General features: G+C 41.4%; 15 protein-coding genes. 10 read left to right on the top strand and 5 right to left on the bottom strand.

Going from position 1 to position 21,280, the window contains the following annotated elements; translation table 11 throughout:
• Positions 1–8 precede the first annotated feature (8 nt).
• Complete coding sequence (gene surE / locus AC6RV6_RS23120) at positions 9–824, bottom strand: 5'/3'-nucleotidase SurE (RefSeq protein ID WP_500243245.1); 816 nt, start codon at positions 822–824, stop codon at positions 9–11.
• 141 nt (positions 825–965) lie between these two features.
• On the opposite strand from surE, the gene AC6RV6_RS23115 reads away from it, so the two are divergent.
• The gene (locus AC6RV6_RS23115; protein WP_500243241.1) at positions 966–1,784 is read left to right on the top strand and encodes a tetratricopeptide repeat protein; all 819 of its coding nucleotides are present in this window, start codon (positions 966–968) and stop codon (positions 1,782–1,784) included.
• A 53-nt stretch (positions 1,785–1,837) separates the two neighbouring features.
• Positions 1,838–2,866 (top strand): type 2 isopentenyl-diphosphate Delta-isomerase, encoded by a 1,029-nt coding sequence (fni, locus tag AC6RV6_RS23110; protein ID WP_500243240.1) that lies wholly within the window; start codon positions 1,838–1,840, stop codon positions 2,864–2,866.
• Between the two features lie 95 nt (positions 2,867–2,961).
• Here the strand turns inward: fni and AC6RV6_RS23105 are convergent, their stop codons facing one another.
• Complete coding sequence (locus AC6RV6_RS23105; RefSeq protein ID WP_500243239.1) at positions 2,962–3,321, bottom strand: PadR family transcriptional regulator; 360 nt, start codon at positions 3,319–3,321, stop codon at positions 2,962–2,964.
• Positions 3,322–4,017: 696 nt separating this feature from the next.
• On the opposite strand from AC6RV6_RS23105, the gene AC6RV6_RS23100 reads away from it, so the two are divergent.
• The 4 genes from AC6RV6_RS23100 to AC6RV6_RS23085 all read left to right on the top strand — a co-directional run bounded on the left by AC6RV6_RS23100 (position 4,018) and on the right by AC6RV6_RS23085 (position 7,746).
• On the top strand, positions 4,018–4,647 hold the full coding sequence (locus tag AC6RV6_RS23100; protein ID WP_500243238.1) for a DUF3611 family protein: 630 nt from the start codon (positions 4,018–4,020) through the stop codon (positions 4,645–4,647).
• Positions 4,648–4,694: 47 nt separating this feature from the next.
• Entirely contained in the window at positions 4,695–5,996 is a 1,302-nt protein-coding gene (serS, locus tag AC6RV6_RS23095; protein ID WP_500243237.1) for a serine--tRNA ligase, read from the top strand.
• A 19-nt stretch (positions 5,997–6,015) separates the two neighbouring features.
• Positions 6,016–7,089 (top strand): Rpn family recombination-promoting nuclease/putative transposase, encoded by a 1,074-nt coding sequence (locus AC6RV6_RS23090; protein ID WP_500243236.1) that lies wholly within the window; start codon positions 6,016–6,018, stop codon positions 7,087–7,089.
• 126 nt (positions 7,090–7,215) lie between these two features.
• The gene (locus AC6RV6_RS23085) at positions 7,216–7,746 is read left to right on the top strand and encodes a hypothetical protein (protein WP_500243235.1); all 531 of its coding nucleotides are present in this window, start codon (positions 7,216–7,218) and stop codon (positions 7,744–7,746) included.
• A gap of 115 nt (positions 7,747–7,861) precedes the next feature.
• On the opposite strand, the gene AC6RV6_RS23080 is transcribed toward AC6RV6_RS23085, so the two are convergent.
• Entirely contained in the window at positions 7,862–8,407 is a 546-nt protein-coding gene (locus tag AC6RV6_RS23080) for a hypothetical protein (RefSeq protein WP_500243234.1), read from the bottom strand.
• Positions 8,408–8,646: 239 nt separating this feature from the next.
• Between AC6RV6_RS23080 and AC6RV6_RS23075 the strand changes: the two genes are divergently transcribed.
• A complete protein-coding gene (locus tag AC6RV6_RS23075; RefSeq protein ID WP_500243233.1) occupies positions 8,647–10,689 on the top strand; it encodes an amylo-alpha-1,6-glucosidase in 2,043 nt (680 codons plus the stop codon).
• Between the two features lie 40 nt (positions 10,690–10,729).
• Here the strand turns inward: AC6RV6_RS23075 and AC6RV6_RS23070 are convergent, their stop codons facing one another.
• Positions 10,730–12,547 carry a tetratricopeptide repeat protein gene (locus AC6RV6_RS23070; protein WP_500243232.1) on the bottom strand — a complete coding sequence of 606 codons (1,818 nt, stop codon included), beginning with the start codon at positions 12,545–12,547 and terminating at the stop codon, positions 10,730–10,732.
• A gap of 235 nt (positions 12,548–12,782) precedes the next feature.
• On the opposite strand from AC6RV6_RS23070, the gene AC6RV6_RS23065 reads away from it, so the two are divergent.
• From AC6RV6_RS23065 to AC6RV6_RS23055, 3 genes are read left to right on the top strand one after another with little or no spacing between them, the layout of a single operon-like run.
• Entirely contained in the window at positions 12,783–14,141 is a 1,359-nt protein-coding gene (locus AC6RV6_RS23065) for a hypothetical protein (RefSeq protein WP_500243231.1), read from the top strand.
• A 38-nt stretch (positions 14,142–14,179) separates the two neighbouring features.
• Positions 14,180–16,576: a hypothetical protein gene (locus AC6RV6_RS23060; protein WP_500243230.1), complete on the top strand. Its 2,397-nt coding sequence runs from the start codon at positions 14,180–14,182 to the stop codon at positions 16,574–16,576.
• A 28-nt stretch (positions 16,577–16,604) separates the two neighbouring features.
• A complete protein-coding gene (locus AC6RV6_RS23055) occupies positions 16,605–19,874 on the top strand; it encodes a COG1470 family protein (protein WP_500243229.1) in 3,270 nt (1,089 codons plus the stop codon).
• A gap of 63 nt (positions 19,875–19,937) precedes the next feature.
• Here AC6RV6_RS23055 and AC6RV6_RS23050 read toward each other — a convergent pair whose 3' ends face one another.
• Positions 19,938–21,179, bottom strand: a complete 1,242-nt coding sequence (locus AC6RV6_RS23050; protein WP_500243228.1) for a glycosyltransferase family 4 protein — start codon at positions 21,177–21,179, stop codon at positions 19,938–19,940.
• Positions 21,180–21,280: the final 101 nt, after the last annotated feature.

The raw sequence follows: 21,280 nt of genomic DNA, 5'->3' as shown, positions 1-21,280 counted from the left end.
ATAAATGGTTACGAGTTAAACCAATTGCGATCGCATAACCAATTAAAGCCACGAACGTCAGTTAAGTTATATTGTAAAGGGGTAATGGAAATATAATTCTCGCGGATGGCCTGCACGTCCGTAGGAATCTGAGGGGGTAAGTGTAAATGTTGCGGTTGTTCGACTTCTTCGACGACTTCCCCCGACAGCCAATAGTAAGTTTTTCCACGCGGATCGGTTCGTTTTTCAAACTGTTCGATATAACGGCGAATGCCCTGACGAGTGAGGAGAACTCCGGCAATTTCTGCCTCTATCACAGGGGGGATATTAACATTGAGTAATGTAGCTTCCGGTAAGGGATTTTCTGCAAATTTATCCAGTAATTCTCGAGCAAAATTTGCCGCCGTGGGAAAGACTTTTTCGGTGAAACTGGTTAAACTAAAAGCAATACTGGGAATGTCTTCCATTACCCCTTCCATTGCGGCAGAAACGGTGCCGGAATAGAGAATGTCCGTACCGAGATTGGCCCCTTGATTGATGCCAGAAAGAACCATATCCGGGCGTTCTTCGACTAACGCATAGAGAGCGAGTTTGATACAATCGGCGGGAGTCCCAGAACAAGACCACGCCGTAACCGAGGGATGATAAATAGAATCTACTGGATAGGCACGGATCGGCTGGTGTAGTGTCAAACCGTGACCGGTGGCCGACCGTTCGCGATCGGGACAAACGACGGTGACGCGATGCCCGGCTTCTGCTAAAGTATCGGCTAGGATTCGCACGCCGAGAGCAAAAATCCCGTCATCATTGCCGATGAGTAAGTTGAGAGGGCGATCGCATTTCATCATTTGTTATTTATTATTCGGTTTTATTATTTAACAATTATTCATTATATCTTCACGCCAACATTGCGCCAACATTGCGCCAACATTGAATCATTGCTCTTTGACTTTGCTCGGAAACCAACAACAACTAACAACAAAATCATGAAACGAACTGCTTCTAACAATCGCTTTATATTAATTTTCTCGATCCTTCTCATTATTCTTTTGATTGGTGGGTCCTTGTTACCATTGATGGGAAATTTTCAAAGCGATCGCGTCTCCCGAGGGACGGCAGCCACTCCAACCCCGCAAATTTCTCCTGTTCGATCGGAGAATCTTGATGCGAAAGCGCAAGGTTACGAGTTAGTTTTACAACGAGAACCCGATAGCGCTACTGCACTACAGGGGTTGATCGAAGTGCGCTTGGAACAGGGGAAACTCGAAAAAGCTCTACCTCCTCTCGAACGTTTGGCTGAATCTCATCCCCAACAACCCGATTATACGATCCTGCTCGCCCAAGCGAAGGAATATTTAGGGGATGACGAGGGCGCTTTTCAAGCCTACGATCGCATTCTCAGCACTGCTCCCGGTTATATTAAAGCCTTACAGGGCATGGTTTCTTTACAACTGAAAAACAAGCGTCCCGAACGAGCGATCGGGCAATTACAAGCGACGCTACAAACCGCAGCCCAAGCCAATGCCGTTAACCCCAGTAGCATAGATGTTGCTTCCGTGCAAATGTTATTGGGACGAGTTTATGAAAACCAGAAACGCTATACCGAAGCGATCGCAGTCTATGACAAAATTATCGAGACCAATACTGAGGATTTCCGTCCGGTTTGGGCAAAAGCAGAAATTTTCAAACAACAAGGAGAAATCGATAAAGCACGTCCCCTTTACTCTCGCGCCGTAAATCTTGCCCCACCTAAATACAAAGATCAAATCAAACAACTTGCTGAATCAATAAGCAATGAACAGTAAACAATTGATTTCTGACTCTTCACTCTTCACTCTTTACTCTTCACTCTTATAAAATGTCCAATACTCAAACACGTAAGGCAGATCATCTGCGAATTTGTTTAGAAGAAGACGTACAATTTCGTCAGAATACCAATGGTTTCGATCGCTATCGTTTTCTGCACGCTTGTTTGCCGGAATTAGACTACAATGACATCGATTTAAGCACGACTTTTCTGGGTAAAACCCTCGGTTCCCCTTTTCTCATTTCCTCAATGACGGGAGGCACCGAACAAGCCAAAATGATTAATTATCGCCTCGCAGAAGCCGCGCAAACTTATAAACTCGCAATGGGAGTCGGTTCTCAACGCATTGCCGTAGAAAAGCCTGAGGTTGCCGATACTTTTGCCGTGCGAAATATTGCCCCCGATATTCCTCTATTTGCCAATCTTGGAGCCGTTCAACTTAACTATACCTACGGCATCGATGAATGCTTGCGCGTAGTGGACATCTTACAAGCTGACGCGTTGATTTTTCACCTTAACCCCCTGCAAGAGTGCATTCAAACCAACGGCGATAAAAACTTTAAAGGTTTACTTGACAAAATCGCAAAAATATGCAAAAAAATATCCGTTCCCGTCATCGTCAAAGAAGTCGGTAACGGCATTTCGCCGCAAATGGCACAATATTTGGTTGCGGCTGGGGTGAGTGCTATCGACGTGGCTGGAGCCGGTGGCACCTCATGGGCAAAAGTAGAAAGCGAACGGGCTACGAATACCTTACAGCAACAACTGGGACAAACCTTTGCCGACTGGGGAATTCCCACCGCAGAATGTTTGCTGGGAATTCGCAACCTTTATCCCGAACTGCCCGCGATCGCCTCGGGAGGACTGCGAAATGGACTCGAGGCGGCCAAAGCGATCGCCCTCGGTGCAGACTTAGTGGGTTTAGCCTTTCCCTTTCTCCAAGCTGCCTCTGACTCTCCCGCAGCGATCGATAACCTCGTTCGATTGTTAGAAACCGAACTCAAAACCGTTCTCTTCTGTACGGGAAATAGAACGATAGAAGAACTCAAGCGATCGAATACCCTACAAAAAAAAGCATGAAATCACGGGATAAAGAGGGAAGAAGAAGGAGGAGGAGAACGGGTATTTTTGTCTCTATCCCCATCTCAAACCCCCAATTCCCCAACCGAAATCCCTTACATCGCTCGGCTTTCGCGATCGCGATTAACATAAGCGCACCAAAAGCGAGCGAGATCTTCCGACTGTTTGCGAGCTTCCTCACAGATTTGATACATGCGGCGCGGCCGACCCCGGCCTTCCACCTTTTTCCAATAGCCGGCGATGGTTCGTTCCTGTTCGAGAAACTTGAGGGCACCATAGAGAACCGTATCGGATAAACGGTAAGTCGGTTGCGTTTTCTCGAGTTGCTCGATCAATTCCGTGCCATAGGATTCGCCATTCAACAAGACCGACAGAATGTAACACACTGCCAACTCTTTATTGAGATAGTTTGGGGGAGGATTGTGAAAGAACTGGTAAATATCTTCAAATTTCATTTTTTTAACCCGTCAAGTTTCCCAGTTAACTACGTTCAAACTCACTTGTTTTGAATCACAAGTTGCTGGCGTTAACTGTGGATGCACCCCAGCAGATCGGTGAATATTCTTGGTAAATGCTTTCGAGTAATACGCGATCGCACGCTCGAGTATTTTCTTAACATTTTGCCGCAATATTCTGCTCGGTAAAATTGCCTACTCGACATTGCCGATTTCAGAACCCATCATTCAATCTGGTGAATGAGTCGGGTGAAATTGCAGATCGAACCAAGTTTTAGCTTTTGTTACCGATCCATTGTATAGCGATCTTCTCGCTGGTTCTCTAGAGTTCGGGAGGAATTTTCTCCGCCGAAATACTGAAAACAAATTAAGACCGCATTGCCAATTGCTGGGATATTTGCTCAAAGGCAAGCGCATGCTAGATAAGGGAAGGATTTAACCGCTCGAGAGACTTGTCCGATCGGTCGAAAAAACGCCCTTACGAACGCTCTTGCCTCACTCATTCCAATATCTAGAGTAACAGTATTTTTATCTCGGAGGAGCAAAAAAATTCCTAACAAATCCCGACTCGAAAAAGATATCTTGTTTTTCCTCTACCGCACCCTGCGATCGCCATCAGGAAATCTTGACCTCCAGACGACCGCTTCTTAATAAAAGTTTCCCGAGAAAAAATTCTTGTGACTTTCTCCATTTAAGATGGAAAATGCAAAAGTCCGAGGCGATCGCGAGAGAAAGAAGCTCATGAGCGAAAAAAAGCGAGGGGATCTGGCATCCCCCATCCCCCAAAAAGTCCAGCAAGTCTCCTCCGACCTGAAATGGGCCGGTCGGATCGGATTTTGGCTGCAACTGGTTTTGGGTGTAATTTCTACAGTTACCGTCCTTTTTGCCAGTTCCAGCTTTATTGGTTCGGATAATATTGCCAATACCCAAGGTACGGAATTGGGCGTATTTTGCGCGGTATTGGGGCTGCTAGCTTTGGGAATTAGTATTTATTATTCCTTTCGCTACATGGCGATCGCGCAAATGCTACAAAACCCCGAGCCAACCCAACGCCCCAACCGCGCAGATACCGTTAAAGTGATTCGGGCGGGTTTAGTGGTGAATTTAATTGGCATGCTGCTGACGATTATTGGGGCAGAAGCTAATGTAGGATTGGTTTTAGCGAAATCTCTCGCTAACCCGCCCGGGGCGATCGCTAATGTCGATCCGCAAAAATTAGTCAATTCGATCGATCTCCTTGTCATTCAAGCGAATGCAAATACGATCGCCGCTCATTTTTCCGGAATTGTCTCTTCCCTGTTACTCTTAAATCGCATTACTCGTTAATTTTGTTATTGGTTGTTTGTTATTGATTGTTTGCCCTATTACCCAAAATGCTAGATCTCAAGCAAATTCGCGAAAATCCAAAATTCGTAAGCGATCGTCTCGATCGCCGAGGAGGAGATTACGATCTCTCCCTCATCCTCGACTTGGACAAACAACAGCGAGAATTACAACAAAAACGCAGTCAATTACAGGCACGCAGCAACGAAATTGGCAAAGCGATCGGACAGAAGATGAGAGGAGGAGGAGATCCAAAAAGTGAAGAAATTAAAACCTTAAAAGAAGAAGGAAATCACGTTAAAACGCAACTAGCAGCATTAGAACCTCAAGAAAAAGAACTCATTGCCCAAATTAACGAACGCCTTCTACAACTACCAAATTTGCCTGCAGACTCTACCCCAATGGGGGCAAATGAAACGGAAAACGTCGAGATTTGTCGTTGGGGAGACGAATATTTAAGAGACGGAGAAAATATTCTTCCGCATTGGGAAATTGGCGAAAAATTAGGCATTCTCGACTTTAAACGCGCAGTTAAAATTGCTCAAAGTCGCTTCGTTAATTTACTGGGTAAAGGGGCGGCTTTGGAACGTGCCTTAATTAACTTTATGTTGGATCGACAAACCGAGGCGGGTTATGTAGAAGTCATGCCTCCAGTGCTGGTCAATACGCAAAGTTTAACGGGAACCGGACAGCTACCAAAGTTTGCCGAGGAAAGTTTTCAATGTGCTGAAGATGACCTTTGGTTAACTCCAACCGCAGAAGTTCCCCTCACGAATTTATATCGCGAGGAAATTCTCGACGCAGCCGAACTGCCTATTCATCATTGCGCTTATACGCCCTGTTTTCGTCGAGAAGCCGGAAGTTACGGCAAAGATACGCGCGGATTAATTCGCTTGCACCAGTTTAATAAGGTGGAAATGGTTAAACTGGTGTCCCCCGAGACTTCGATGGATGAACTCGAAGCAATGCTTAAAAACGCGACAGCGATTTTAGAAGCGTTGAAACTGCCCTATCGCGTTATCGAACTGTGTACCGGAGATTTAGGCTTCAGTGCCGCGAAATGCTATGACATTGAGGTATGGTTGCCATCTGCGGGCAAATATCGAGAAATTTCCAGTTGTTCTAATTGTTGGGATTTCCAAGGCAGACGCGCTAATATTCGTTTTAAGGAAACGGGAAAAAAAGGAACGAAATACGTTCATACTCTCAACGGTTCGGGACTTGCGATCGGTCGTACCATGTCAGCAATTCTCGAAAATTATCAACAACCCGATGGGACTGTTAAAATTCCTGAAGTCCTACAACCTTATTTGCAATTTGAAGTATTAAATCCGGTAACTAATAACCAATAATTAACAACAAACAACAAAAATGAGTTTTATCGATCCCAAAACTGATTTTGCCTTTAAGAGAATTTTTGGCTCTCCCAAAAGTCAAGATGTTTTATTGAGTTTTTTAAATGCTTTACTATATGAAGGTGAATCTATTGTAGAGTCAGTTGAAATTGCTGACTTTAATGCACGATCGCTCATTGCCGAAGAAAATCATCCCTTAACGTTAAAAGCAATCCTGAATGGAGAACATAAATGTATTTTCGATCTGCAATTTTTAAGTTTAAAAACTTTAGGTAAACGAGTTTTATATCACGCTGCCAAGAGCTATTCACAACAATTATTTGACAAAAGAGAAAAAACGCCAGAAATCAAGCCCTTAATGGCAATTTATTTAACAGATTTTATGATGTTTGAGGAGATCGATACTCCGATCTCTAGATTTGCCTTTAAAGAAATTGAGACGAATTTGAGTTATCCCAATGGTGAGTTAGGATTGTTTTTTGTAGAACTGCCTAAATTTCAGAAAGAATTAGGAGCATTAGAAACGATTGGCGATCGCTGGATTTATTTTCTTAAAAATGCCAGTATTTTAGAAACGATTCCCGAACAATTGGCTGTTGTTCCTGAAATTCAGCAAGCTTTTGCCCTCGCAGATATAGACTCCTTAACCCGCGAAGAATTCGCCCTCGTTCAACAGCAATTACTCGCGATCGCCGATCGCCAAAATGCGATCGTCCTTGGTAAAAATGAAGGGATTCAGGAAGGCATTCAGCAAGGTAAAGAAGCAGGAATTCAAGAAGGCATTCAACAGGGTAAAAATGAAGGAATTCAAGAAGGCATTCAGCAAGGTAAAACTGAAGGGATTCAAGAAGGTATTCAGCAAGGACGACAGCAAGGAATTAAACAAGGGCGACAAGAAGGCATTCAATTTGGTAAATTAACAATTATTCTGCGCTTATTAAACCGCCGTTTTAAATTAGATGTGACTATCCAAGAAAAAATTAAATCTTTGTCGAATGAACAATTAGACCGACTCGCAGAAGCCGCTTGGGACTTTATTACCGACTCAGAACTAGAGGAATGGTTAGAAAAACAAGCCGAGGGAGAATAAAAGATTAACTTTGGTAAAATTTGAGCAACAATTTGAGAAAATTGCCGTCATGGGAAGACTGGGAAAGGATCGATTTCTCTTTTCTTCTGGAAAATATTCTCTTAATCCTATCATCCCGATCCGAAAATGAACTTCAGAAAAGCAAAAAAAGCAAACCAGACTCCTCAAGATATGCTGAAGGTAACGGGGTTGGCCGCGATCGCCTTCTTCGCTGGGGAATTTCTCGCCTCCCATCTCGCGTTATCGCAAGTTTCCCCGCCCATTTTTGAAAGTCCGATTATTTCCCCCTTTGTTGCGCCTAATACCCCCAATACGATTATGATTCGCGGTATTAGTGGAGGAGAAGTTGCTGCGAGAAATGTTTCCGATCGCGTGGATACTCCTACGGGTCCCTGTGTGGGTTTTGTCGATCGCGAACCGGATCACGTGGTCACGCTAACGGGTTTCTTTAATTTTCTCAATATTCAAGTTCGCAGTCCAGCCGATACGACCATCGTGGTGAGCGGTCCCGGGGGAACGTGGTGTAATGACGATTATCAAGACAAGAATCCCGGTATTGCGGGAGAATGGTTAGAAGGTCAATATCGCATTTGGGTAGGGTCTTACGAGAAAAATCAATATCATCCCTACACGATTCAAATTACACGCGGAAACTAAATCGGCAAATTGTAAATAGCGACTGTAGTAGTTATTTTTTACTATTCTTCCTTACATCAGGTTTAAATTAAACGTGAATACACCCGCTCATCATCCTTCGGATAGATGAGGGGCTTCACTCTCCCATAACGTAGAGAGACTCAAAACAGATTGATGTTGCGCCATAATTGCTAAAATCTGGTGCAATTCGCTTGATGCGACGTAAAGTTTTATCATTGACCCACAACACGATGGGCAAGCATAAAGATTGGTTAAATCCATTGCGAACAAAGTTAGTTTCTTCGAGTAATGTCTCGAGATTGACAACTGACTCTAAACCCGTCACGGCGAGGACATCGGGAGGATTGACACTTTCGCGACGCGATCGCGCGACAGCTTCGAGGGTATCCAACAAATGAACGACAGAAGGATGCAGCGTAACTTCTTGTAAGGCGATCGCCGCGTCATTTGAAAGGTGCTGCATAATTTTCCGACGCACGCGCGAACTCTCGCAACGTGCAAAAATTAAAGCATATTCTCCTCGAGCGATCGCGATCGCTCTTTTTAAATGGGATAAACTCTGCTGATTCTTCCCGGATAAGTAGGAAGGCAAAGAACGAATCGGCTCGGTCTCCGTTGTATAGCGATTAATTAAAGATTGAATCATTGTTAAAGCTGCCATTTTATAGTAAATCCTGGGACTTAATTATATTGTGAACGCGAATTGAGAATTTGCAACAACCAATTTTCCCTACAATCTCTGGAAAAAGGTTTCCGCTCGATAATATTAATTGATGAGTTAATATTCTAGAACTATCGAGAGAGAATCTCAATCCCTCACACCCAAATCCGTAAAAAATCTTAAATTTTTGTTGCGTTTACGATTAGTCCTCACTTTTCAAAACAAAGGAACTAAACAAAATGGCTATTGAATTCGGACGGGACATCTGCGGCAATTTACCCACATCGGAAACGCGAGAATGGTTAGTCACCAATGGGAGTGGCGGCTATGCGGCAGGAACGGTTTCTGGCGTACTGACGCGGTGCTATCACGGTTTGCTCGTTGCGGCTTTGAATCCGCCTTTGGGACGGACTCTGCTTTTAACAAAACTTGACGAACTCATTCAATATCGCGGGCAATTTTATCCCCTTTATACCAACCGTTGGATCGATGGTTCTGTTGATCCTCACGGCTATCGGGAAATTGAAAGTTTTCAGATCGAGGGATCCCTCCCGATCTGGAAATTTGCGATCGCAGATGCACTGCTGGAAAAGCGTATTTGGATGCCGATGGGAGAAAATACAACTTATATTCGCTATACTTTGCATCGCGCTCGCTCCCCTTTGTCTCTCTCCATTAAAGCACTGACCAATTATCGCGATTTTCACAGCCAAACTCACGGCGGAGATTGGCGCATGAAAATTGACGCGATCGAGGGTGGAGTCAGTGTTAAAGCCTTTGACAGTGCTACTCCTTTTTATTTATTCGCCACCCGGGAAGGCAATAATGCCTTGCCCAAACCTCAATGGGAGTCCGCTCATATTTGGTATAAAAACTATGGATTGAGTGTCGAGAAATATCGCGGACTCCCCGATCGCGAGGATCATCTCTATGCCGCTAATTTAGAAGTGACTTTACAGCCGGGGAATTCTCTCACTTTAGTTGCCAGTACCGTGCAAAATCCCAATCTTCAAGGAGGAGAAGCGTTAAAACAACGTCAAGATCGCGATCGCGAGTTACTCGATCGCTGGTATAGCACGCCCTATCTCTTTGCCCCCGAAGAGTCCCACAAGACAGCACCTGATTGGATCGAACAATTAGTTTTAGCCGGCGATCGCTTTCTCGTCGATCGCCCCATTCCCGATGAACCCGAAGGCAAAACAATTATTGCCGGTTATCCGTGGTTTGGAGATTGGGGCCGGGATACGATGATTAGCCTACCCGGTTTGACCCTCTCCACGGGTCGTCCGGAAATCGCCAAGACGATTCTGCGGACGTTTGCTAAGTATTTAGACCAAGGAATGTTGCCCAATTTATTTCCCGATGGGACAAACAGTCCGGAATACAATACCGTCGATGCCATTCTCTGGTACTTTGAAGCCATTCGCGCTTATTACGCTGCGACTAAAGATATTAATTGCATTCGCGAGTTATTTCCGGCTTTAGAAGAAGTTATCGATTGGCACATTCGCGGCACTCGTTACAATATTCAAGTAGATTCTAAAGACGGCTTGCTGTATGCCGGAGAAACCGGGGTGCAACTGACGTGGATGGATGCCAAGGTTGATGATTGGGTGGTCACGCCTCGAATTGGTAAACCGATTGAAGTGAATGCCCTTTGGTATGGTGCTTTAGTGATTATGTCACATTTAGCGAAGGAGTTGGGCAAGCCATCGGAACGCTATGAAGGCATGGCACGGAAAGCGATCGCGGGTTTTAGCCGCTTTTGGAATTACGGTATGGGATATTGTTATGACGTTATTGACAGTCCAGACGGAAACGATCCCGCATTACGTCCCAATCAAATTTTTGCCGTCTCTCTACCGGCTGCACTCTCACAAATTAGCGGCTCACCTCTGCTCCTCCCGCGAGAACAAAAAGGAATTATCGATGCTGTCGCTCAATCTTTACTGACATCTCACGGGTTGCGATCGCTTTCCCCAGACGATCCCAATTATGCAGGCGTTTACGGCGGCGATCGCTATGAACGAGATGGTCATTATCATCAAGGGACGGTGTGGGGGTGGCTCCTCGGTCATTTTGTCCAAGCTCACTTACACGTTTACAACAATCCTGCTTTAGCGAGGGAATTTCTCGCCTCCATGGAACACCATCTCAAAGATGCTTGCGTGGGGAATCTCAGTGAGATTTTCGATGGGGATGCACCCATGACTCCGAGAGGGGCATTTGCTCAAGCGTGGACGGTAGCAGAGGTGTTGCGAGGATGGTTGCTCGCTCGCTAAAATGGCTTCTCTAGAATTATTTGTTCTTTTGGACTCAGAATTAAGGAGGGGCAAGTAAATAATCTAATACGCGATCTCTTCCTTGTTTTGCGTCGTCGCGATCGGGGTTAATTTGTAAAATTTTCTCGTAAATTGCGAGGGCATCTTGATAGCGTTTCATCCCTTCTAAAGCCAAACTTTGACCGAGGAGAACTTCTAAATTATCTGGGCTGAGGCGAGAGGCTTCTTGATAGGCTTGTAAGGTTTGAGGATAATAGCTGGAATTGGATTGCGCCAAACAAAGAAGAACGATCGCTTGGTTATTCCAAGATTCAAGACTATCTGGGTTTAACCGAGTTGCTTGTTCCATTGGCGATAATGCTGCTTGACATTTTTGCAGATAAAATAAAGAAACACCTTTGTTTGTTAAAATATCCGTGCAAGTCCGTCGATCTCTCGGGCTTATCTTGGCACTAATATCTAAGGTGGGCATCTTCAAAATATCCTCACAAGTCATATCAGTAATTGGACGAACCGGGACGACTAACGCTTGATTGTAGGCTTCAACCGCTCTCTCGTAGCGAATGGGGGCAAGGGAACGCAAAATTCTCCCGCGATTAAACCAAGCATGGATATAATTGAGATCGAGTTCGAGAACGCGATCGAGTAAATTCTCGGCATCAGAGACGTGCTTTTGAGCATTGGCGAGCAATCGTTGTTGTTGGTCAATGGTCTCGACTAAGAGTCTTTCTTGCTGTTCGGCTTCATTCAAATACCACAAGGCGATCGCTTGATTATTCAAGCTTTCGATATATAATCGCTGCCATAATTTTTCTAAAATTCCGCTATTCTCCCGAGCAATCTTGAACTTGCGAAGCCGTTTATTATTCGGATTGAATTGTAGTGCTTTTTCCACGGCTTCTAGTGCTTCTGAATATCTGCTTAAGCTCATCAAAGTGCGAGCGTATTGATTCCAAGCAAAAGCATCATCTGCATCCGTTCGCTGAGGAAGCTCGAAAGATTTTTCACAAGCTTCGATCGCCTCTTCGTAACGTCCTAAATGATTGAGAGTCGCGCAATAATTGACCAGTAAAAAAGGTAAGTCGGGTTTTAATTTTAGCGCGTTTTCATAAGAAAATAAGGCGTTGTTATCTTGACCTAAAGCAGCGAAGAGAAGTCCGCGATGAGTCCAGAGGATTGCTCGATCGCGATCGCTCTCCAAAAAGCGATCGTAAATGGAGACTAAAACTTCTAAATTACCGCAATTTTGTTTTACAGTTTGGTAGTATTTGAGTTGTAGGAAAACCGTACAGCGTTCGGCAGTTGTGAGGGCGTTTTCGGGGTCAGAAAGCAAGATTTGATGATATTCATTCAGGGCGTTTTCAAATTTTCCTTGCCAAGCGAAAATTAAACCCCGTTGTAAATTTGCCGCACTGGGTAGTTCTTCCCCCCAATTTTCATCAACCTCTAAAGCACGATCGCAAGATACGATTGCCTCGTCGTAACGACCCAAACGAGACAGGGAAATACAGCGACGCGTTAATGCCAGAGAATGATCGTCTTCGAATTCGAGAACGCGATCGTAGGAAACAAGTGCTTGTTCGTATTGCTTCAGTTCATATAATGCCTCACTCCGAGCCAACCAGAGTTCCGGGTTTTTGCGATCTTCTGCGATCGCCTTTTGGCAAGCCGCGATCGTGTCAAGGGCATTTTCTCGCGAGGAAAGAGTGCGACACAATTCATCCCAAAACTCGAACTCTTCCAACTCAAATTCAGGTAAAGTGAGGGGATTTATTGGAGGATCTGCATTAGGAAGATCGATCTGAGGAAGAGAAGGCGATGACGGAGGAGAAATCCTTAAATCTTGAGATAGCTGCAATTCTGACAATAAAAGGTAATTCTTTAAAAGAGGGTATCTGTTTTCCTTTGCGGCAATAGCACAGAGAGGGAAAACGGTAAGTGCGAGAAATAAAAAACTCGTTTTTAGGACAATAGTAGATAGAGTTGACACGATCGTGGCTCGATACAGATTATTTTGATTTCAATTTATGTTACTATAACTTCAATTCGAGGGCGCTAACTTAGTTAGACTCATTCGCAGTTGAATCGATATTATGAGCGAACAATTTTTTCCTCCTCCCTTCATTAATCCCGATCGCCTCAATGAATCTCCGATTTTAGAGCGCTTAAATGTTTACGATGGACTTGCGATCGATGCAAAGCGCTGGCAAAGCGCCCATCAGTATCATCGCAAGCGACAAAACCTAATTTATCAATCATTAAATCAACCGGGTATTGTGTATGGTTTAGGAATCCGTTCTATTCAGGCTCCCAAAGATATTTCTGAAGAGTTTCGTCAGATTCCTTGGGTAGAAATTCAACCCGGAATTGCGATCGACTGGCACGGGAATCCTATTATTGTTCCCAAACCCGAAACGATGCCTCTCGATCTACCCAGATTATCGCAACCGATGACGGTTTATGTGGTAATTAGCCATCGAGATCCAGACCAATTAGAATATACCGGCGATCGCGAAATGCTGACGGAAAGTTTTCGTTTAGATTTATTCTCAAATCCTCCTCACCAAGGAGAACTAGAATTATGTCGCTTTACTTGGGAAACGCGAGGGAATATGACTCGCTTGAATGCTCCTAATGATGTTTTTGCACCACAAGCGAATGAATTAGATTTACGTTATAGAATGTTGGCTAGTTCGCGATCGATGCGAGAAATACGAGTCGGAATTTTAACTAACCGCGAATCTTATCATAAAAATTTTGAGTATTTTCAAAAATCTGCACCTTCTTTAGATCCAGAGCTAACAATTAATTTGGAGTATTTTAATCATCCTAATTCCCTCGCACCCGATCGAGATGATGTGGAAAAATTAACGACTCGTATCGCTTCTTTGCATCTAAGTTATGGTTTCCATTGCGATCGAATAGACGCGCAAAATAGAAGCATTGATGAAATTGAAAAATTAGCCCTTAAAATTGTATCTTTAGACTTACTATATTGTCTCGAAAACGAACTTGAAAATATAAAAGAAGAAGGTCTTGAAGTGATAAAGACTTACTTGAAAACAGGTGGGATACTATTAATCGAAACCTCTGATAAAGGATGGAGGATTGAAAAGAAAATTGCAACTTTTCTGGATAAACCCAGATCGAAGTTTATGGGAAAAGAGCTAAAATCTTGGCAAGCCTTAGATTTAGATCATCCTTTACACCTTCAACCTTTCCTTTTTTCCATGCTTCCAGAACCTTGTACAGATTTAAAATATGCTGATGGAATTCTGATCGTTGATGGCAATCTCTCCCATTGTTGGGGATTAACAAAAAATCTCGATCTTCCTCGTCATAAGATTCGTACTGCTCAAGAGTTTGGTCTCAATATTCTCCATTTTGCATGGCAGCGTCGCAGGTTAACACAGCTTAGCGGTGCATCTCAAAAAATACCACGAGATAAGTAGATATTTTCAAGATAATTTGTTGTAGAGGAGATAAAAAAATGGGCAATTTTGTAAAAATGCAGCTTTCTAAAAAAGATTTGAAACTGCAATTAGGAAGTCGCGATCGCGAAAGTGAATTTACGGTAATAGTTACGAATCAAAGCGAGAAATTTGTTAGCTTCAAACCCAAACTTTCTATTCGAGAACTCAATCAAACTGCGGAAAATGATTGGTATCGCATTGAGCCTTCTTTTTGTGCAAAAAAACCACCGGGAGATACTACAGAATTTAAAGTCACAATTATTAAACCTCCTTTAAATCTTTATGATGCAACGATTGAAATCAGTTTAAAAGTTTTTGCCATTGAAGATCGTCATATTTATGCAGAAGATATTCTCAGTTTGCGGGTCGAACGTTCGGAACTTCCTTTAAAATTATTATTACCGATCAAACATCTTAAAGTTTTTCCTGGAGAAACTCTCGAAATCCCGATTGTTCTTTATAACTTAATGCCGAATATTATTGATATCGATCTTGGGATTTCTGCTCCCGGTTTGCAAAGGAATTGGTTTAAGTTTAAAAAGTCAAAATTTGGGGAATCGAAGAAATTTGCCCTCGAATCCACACAAGATATAGAAGAAGTTTGTCTATTTTGTCCGCCTAAAAACCCCAGAGAAATTTTAAGAGAAAAATATGAGTTTAAAATTGACGCAAAAAATGATAACTTTCCCACTAATATAAGCGGAACGATTGAAATTCTTCCGAAAGGAGAGGTTGAGTTTAAGATAATAGGAAAACGATTAAATCCCGCCAACTTCTTGATTAAATCTTTTAGAAATCGCAGAACTTATTTACTGAATTTCCAAAATAATAGTAATTTAAAACAACAGGTTATTCTCGATCGCCAACATATTACAGAGGAAGCAAAACGAAAATTTAGTTATCAACTCGACGATGGAGAAATTATCCTCTCACCGGGAGAAGAAAAGAATATCTCATTAATAATTTGGAAGGAACGAACTTGGTTAATTTTATTGAGATTTACTTATCGACTTCAGTTAACGATTGCCCCCATTTTAATCGATCCAGAGTCTGGTAAACCTTCACCTTCATCCCTACACCCAGAAAGTCAAGTTGTCAATTTACCAATGTTTCTGGTGGTTCAATTTGCCATTCAGATTCTTTTATTGGTCGCTTCTATTGGTTTTTGGTGGTTTTCTCCTCAATTTGGCGATCGCCATCAATCTTCTGTCAATGCAGTGCGTTTTAATCGAGATGCAAGTACAGTGGTTAGTGGGTCTAGCGATCGAACCTTACGACGTTGGCAAGTTGATAAAACTTTGTGGCCAGAACATCATCGTCTGAAGGATCGAGGCACGATCTGGGAAGAGATTGACATGAATGGAAAAAAAATTGAACAACCTAACCATGCAATTCAAACTATTCGTGCAACTCCTAATACTTTGACTCAGAATAATATCTTTGTGATGGGTTTAGAGAATGGGGAAATACAACTTTGGGATATTAATAAAGAAATTTTGTTAACTCGACTTTATTTTGTTGACGATCGCGGTGAAGTGAGAAATAATCGGATTTTTGGGATTCATATTACTAACAACTATTTTTTTACCAGTCATGGTAGTAATACCGTTTATCAATGGGATTTAAACAGTATTTTAGATTCGATTGAAACCATCGAAATATTACCCTTGTCTATTCCAATTAATGAAAAGAAACCACAAAATCCTTTGATTACTCCGATTTATTCTCAGTTTGTTCCTCTGAGTTTAGCTGTATCGGAAAAAAACAATTTCCTTGTTCTTGCAGGACGATACAATAAGCTCGCTTTTTGGAGATTTGGGGATAATACAGAAAAAATAAGATATGAAGGTCAATTTTATTTTAAACCGGAAAATTCTCAAAACTCAAAAAAAGAGGTTTTAAAGCCTATTTTAGGTCAACAAAGTTATATTACGAGTTTAGCGATCGCTGAAGGAGGTAGACATGAAACTTTAGCAATGTCAGATAATAATGGTTATATCACTTTATGGAATCTCAAAAAAATCAATCGCTGTATTTCTCAATATTCTAATTCTGATAAAAATACTGACGAAATTAAATCAATTCCTTTACAAGAATGCGGTGCAGTTATCGAACAATGGTCGGACGGTCATCAAGGTCAACCCGTGCGATCGGTTGCTATGACTCCTAATGGTTGCTATCTTGCGAGTACGGGGGATGATGGTCGAGTTAAACTTTGGTTGCTAGATGAAGAAGGAAAGCGAATTGATGAAAAAATACTGGGAGAATTTCCCAAAACTAGACTCAATAGTGTCGATATTAAAGAAGATAAAAATTATCTTTGGGTTGTTAGCGATGCTGCATCTCATCGCATTCAATTATATCGAACAAGCATCAAAAAAAATAATGAGGAAAGATGCTCGCAATCTTTCTAAGTTTTAAATCAGAATAAACAAGGAAATAATGCAAACTCCCATTCAAAATGAACTGGTTTTAAAAGAACTCTCCTCTGGCGATCGCGAACAAAAAGTGCGGCGCGGTTTACCGATTAAAAAAGTATTTTCTCTGAAAAATCAAGGCAAACAGTTAGCAAAAATTCAAGTTCGGATTAAAGGACGAGATGAACAAGCTCAACGCTTGCATTTATGGTGTCCGATCGCGCCAGAATTCTTAGAGTTAGCAGGAAATGAAACTAAAAATTTTACTCTCAATTTTGAAATTCCCGTTGGCGAAAAAGTAGAAGTTTATAATTACGAAATTCTCCTTATTGAATCTTCTCAGTATCCACCGCGCATGACGCGCCATTTTCAACAATTACGCTTACCAAAATCGGAATGGGTAGAGTTTCCAGAATTTCTCGTTCAACCACCAACCAGTGCGGAAACTCCTTATGCTTTGCAAGCAGAAGAATTATTTAAAGTTTCTATGAGGGTTGAGAATCGTTCTGAATTAGTCGATCGCTTCTTTTTAAACTGTCCGGATTTACCGAAAGAATGGTATCAAATTAATTATCCCGGTAACAATTTTGATTCTCTTTTGGAAGGAGGATTGAATCTCAATCCTAACCGCAATGGTATTATTGAATTATTATTAACACCTCCCCAATATGCACCGGCGGGAATTTATTCTCCAACCTTATGTTTAACTTCTAAAAGTTATCGAGAAGTTATTCTTTTAGATATATTTTACTTTAGAATTATTCCTGACGATCGCTTAGAAATTGAGCTTTCTCCTTCTCTCTATAAATTCCCGACACGCAAGCCGAAAAAGAAACGCGATCGCCACCAATTCAATTCTGAAAAACAAGTTTATGAATCCGAATTTTTTGATATTTTTCCTCCCGAACAAGAAGCGCGTTCGTCTTATTTGAAACAAGATCGTTCTACATGGAATCGAACAAAAACAAAACTACAAAATGAATCCTCTCAACAATCCGAACCTGAATTTGATGTTCGAGTCAAAGTGATTAATAAAGGTAATATTAGGCGACAAATTATTGTTAAAGCGGCTGACTCGGAGAATCTGTTTAAATACGATCCTCATTCTCAATTAGTGACTCTCGATCCGGGGGAAATAAAAACTACAGGTTTTCAGCTTAAATCTCCTCAATGGTGGCGGCGATCGCTCAAAGGAACAGGAAAAGAAACTCAATTTTTACCAGAGTTTGAGAATTATCGCGATCGCTTGCTTCCCGATACACAAAAGCCTCCTATTATTCCCGATATTGAAGAACTAAAACGCGATCGAGGAATATATCGCGATAAAAAGTTAAAGATAGAAACAACTCTTCTATTGAAGCCTTATCCTTGGTGGGTTTTATGGATGTTGATTTTATTAATTATAACGATAGTTTTAGTGTCACTGGCTGGATTATCAGTGGCTGCTTGGTTTATGTTTTTTAATATGCCTGCTTCTCCCCAAATTAAAAGTTTAGAAACTGTTGATAGACAACAAAAAGAGAGCAATATCTATAAACTTGAAAATAATGAATCGGTTTTTCTCAAATTTGCGATCGCCGTTCCCGATGAACTCGATACAATTGTGGTGACACAGATTGATGAAAAACAACAGAAAATTCGTAAAACTTATTCTACGTCTGAATTATCGAGTAGTTCTTTTCTTCCGTCGAAAGTCAATCAAAAATCTTCTCTCAGAATTCGCGATCGCTTTTCAAGTCTTCTTGGTGTCCTTAACCCTCGATCGAAGTCAAAATCTTCTCCAGAGCTAGATGTTTACTTAATTGATATCGAACAAAATAAATTAAGTATTATCGAGCAAAATAGACAAGAAATATATTTTAGCTTAGCACAAATACTAAATGAAAAAGCTGAAAGACTTAATCTCTCTTTGCTGGATTTATCAAGTCAAGATATTCAGAGATCCTCAGAAAAAGTAGAGAACGAAAGAGAAGTTTTGTTACCTGGTAAGTATCAATTTGAAATCGAGATTTTTCCCAAAGAATATCAAACACTTTTAGGAGTCAGAAAAAGAAGCAATCAAAAGCACGTTGATTCTCGTATTACTGATACGATTGAAATCACTCCTAAACCAAAACCAAGTTTATCCGATCTGAAAAGCAGTAACTCTGCTTATCAACAAAAAGAACGTCTTCCTTTGATTTTAGAATGGAATGTGAACAATAAAGAACAACTCGGAAAAATCGCAATTTTACGTCAAGCAGAAGCAGGAGATGTAGAAGTTTATAGCTATCTGGCTGATGATATTGAGATAAAAAGCGATCGCAGCACGGAAGAGGAAGAAATAAGCGATCGCAAAAATGCCAAAACTAAACCAGAACGTTTACAATGTGAAGAAAAATCGAACAAACAACTCACTTGTTCTTGGCAACAAGATATTTCTAGTTTATCAGCAGGTCTGTTTACTTTTGCTGTAGAAGTTTTTCCTCGAGATGATCTTGAAAAAGCTAGCGATCGCAAGGAAATTCAGAACACAGTGTTTGTGATTCCCAAGCCTTTACCAAAAATTGAAGAATTTGCTGTAGTTGAAGGGAAATATGAGGAAAATAAAGATGAGATTTTCGTTAACTTTGAGATTGAGAATCCTCAACAAATTAAAGCATTACAGATCCGCTTAAATTCTCAAGATGGTAAATCTAAAGAGTTAAATATATCCCAATATCCTCAAGATTTACAAGAATCTTGTTCAATTCCTAAACCAGAAGAAATTGATAAAAATTTATTATGTCAAAAAATTTCTCTGGGTAAATTACCGAGTGGAGAATATAGTTTTCAGCTTTCTGTGATTCCGAATCTTGAGAATAGCCAAGAAGAAATTACTAAAATTACAGATTCAATTACAGTAACAGCTAAGCCGATTCAAATTATATCCTTTACAATTAATGACAAGGAAGTAGGAAATAAAACTTCTTATCTTCATGCGAATCATACTAAAACTCCCGGATTTCTCAAATTTTCTTGGCAGGTTGAAGGCGGAGAAGAGACAATTGTAGAATTTTTTCCAGTAGGAGGAAAATACAAACTTAGCGATTCTTTCAGCTACGCTTTACCACCGGGGACATCACGAGAAATATTTATTTTGCAAGCGACAGATCCGCTCGGAAAAATAGTCACTCATGTTGTTACAGTACAGGCTTATGAATCAAATCGTCCTTCTTCACCTAACGATCGTTCTGGAGATACTTCGTCACCTCGAGGAGTTCGGAAAAAACCAGCTTTACCTCAACCTTCAGAAAGACCGCCACAGCTTAATTAAAGCACTGCTTAAAGGTATTGATGCAGAGTTTTACCTTAGTTGACCGAACCCAGTTTAATCTTTTTATTTGTGCAATAACAATTTCTCAAATAATGCCTCATAGCGATCCAATGCTGTAGAAAACGAATAAGTTGCGATCGCGTGCTTGCGACTCGCTTCTCCTAACAGTTTTACTTGTTCTGGATGGTTGTATAGCTCTCGAATTGTCTTGGCTAAAACTTGTGGATTTTCTGGCGGAATTACAATTCCTCCCTCACTATTACGAATCGCATTTGCAGCCGTTCCCGTATTCGGAACAGAACCAATGATGGCTCGACCACTTGCCAATAAAACCTGAATTTTAGAAGGCATATTAAAGGAAATGACATTCTTTTTCTGTACAACCAAACCAATATCTGCGGCTGAAAGCATTTCTGGCAATTTTTCTCGCGGCTGAAACGGTCGTAAAGTCACATTATTAATCTCTTTGTTCTGACAATAATCTTGCAATTTTGTCAAGGCTCTTTCCTCTCCGACAATCACCACAGCAATATCAGGAATATCTTGCAAATATCCTGCTGCATCAATAACAGTTTCTAACCCCTGCGTTAAGGCAATATTTCCCGAATACAAAACAACAAATTTTCTTCCTAACCCATTCTCGCGGCGAAAATAATTATCTTCCTTTGATAAAGGCTTAATAAACTCCACATCTACCCAATTAGGAATGAGTGTAATCTTTTCTTCTGGAACATTTTTTCCCAACAAATTCTCTGTAAATCCTTGAGAAATTACCGAAATATTCGTCGCCGTGCGATAATTATACTTCTCTAGCTGAGTAAAAACTTTAATGGCAAATTTAGAAGTTAATAAACCCACATGAACCGCCGCATCGGGTAAAATATCTTGTAAATTTAAAATTGTCGGGCACTTATAAATCCAACCGAGAATTGAGGCAGGAATGCCCACAGGAAGCCCCGGTACTGTTAAAATCAAAATATCTGGTCGTTGATTGTATTTACCGAATAACGCTTGAAAAAAGCTCAAAACCATAAAACTGAGTTCAAATAAAGCGCGATTGAAAAATGTTCGCTTTTGACTCGATCGCACGTAACAACGTTGAATCATCACCCCGTTCCTCTCTTCTACGAGATACATCTTGCCGCGATACTCTTCGTAAATTTCACTTTTAGGATACCAAGGGACTGCTGTTAGCACTCGCACTTCATGCCCTCGCTTAGCCAACCCTTCGGCTAATTCCGTCATTAAAGGAGCAATGCCAATGGGTTCGGGGTAGTAATTGTAGGAATAAAGTAAAATCCGCATTATTTTTTGAGATTACAAGGCTATCTTTCCCTTTTACTCCTTTTTGCACCCTCTGCAATCCCTAGTAAAGGAAAGTTAAGGATCGCGTTAATCTGAAAATT

This window comes from Spirulina sp. LEGE 11439, assembly GCF_059821285.1.
Note: the sequence above shows the minus strand (reverse complement) of the source record. Positions and strands in the feature narration are given on the sequence as shown.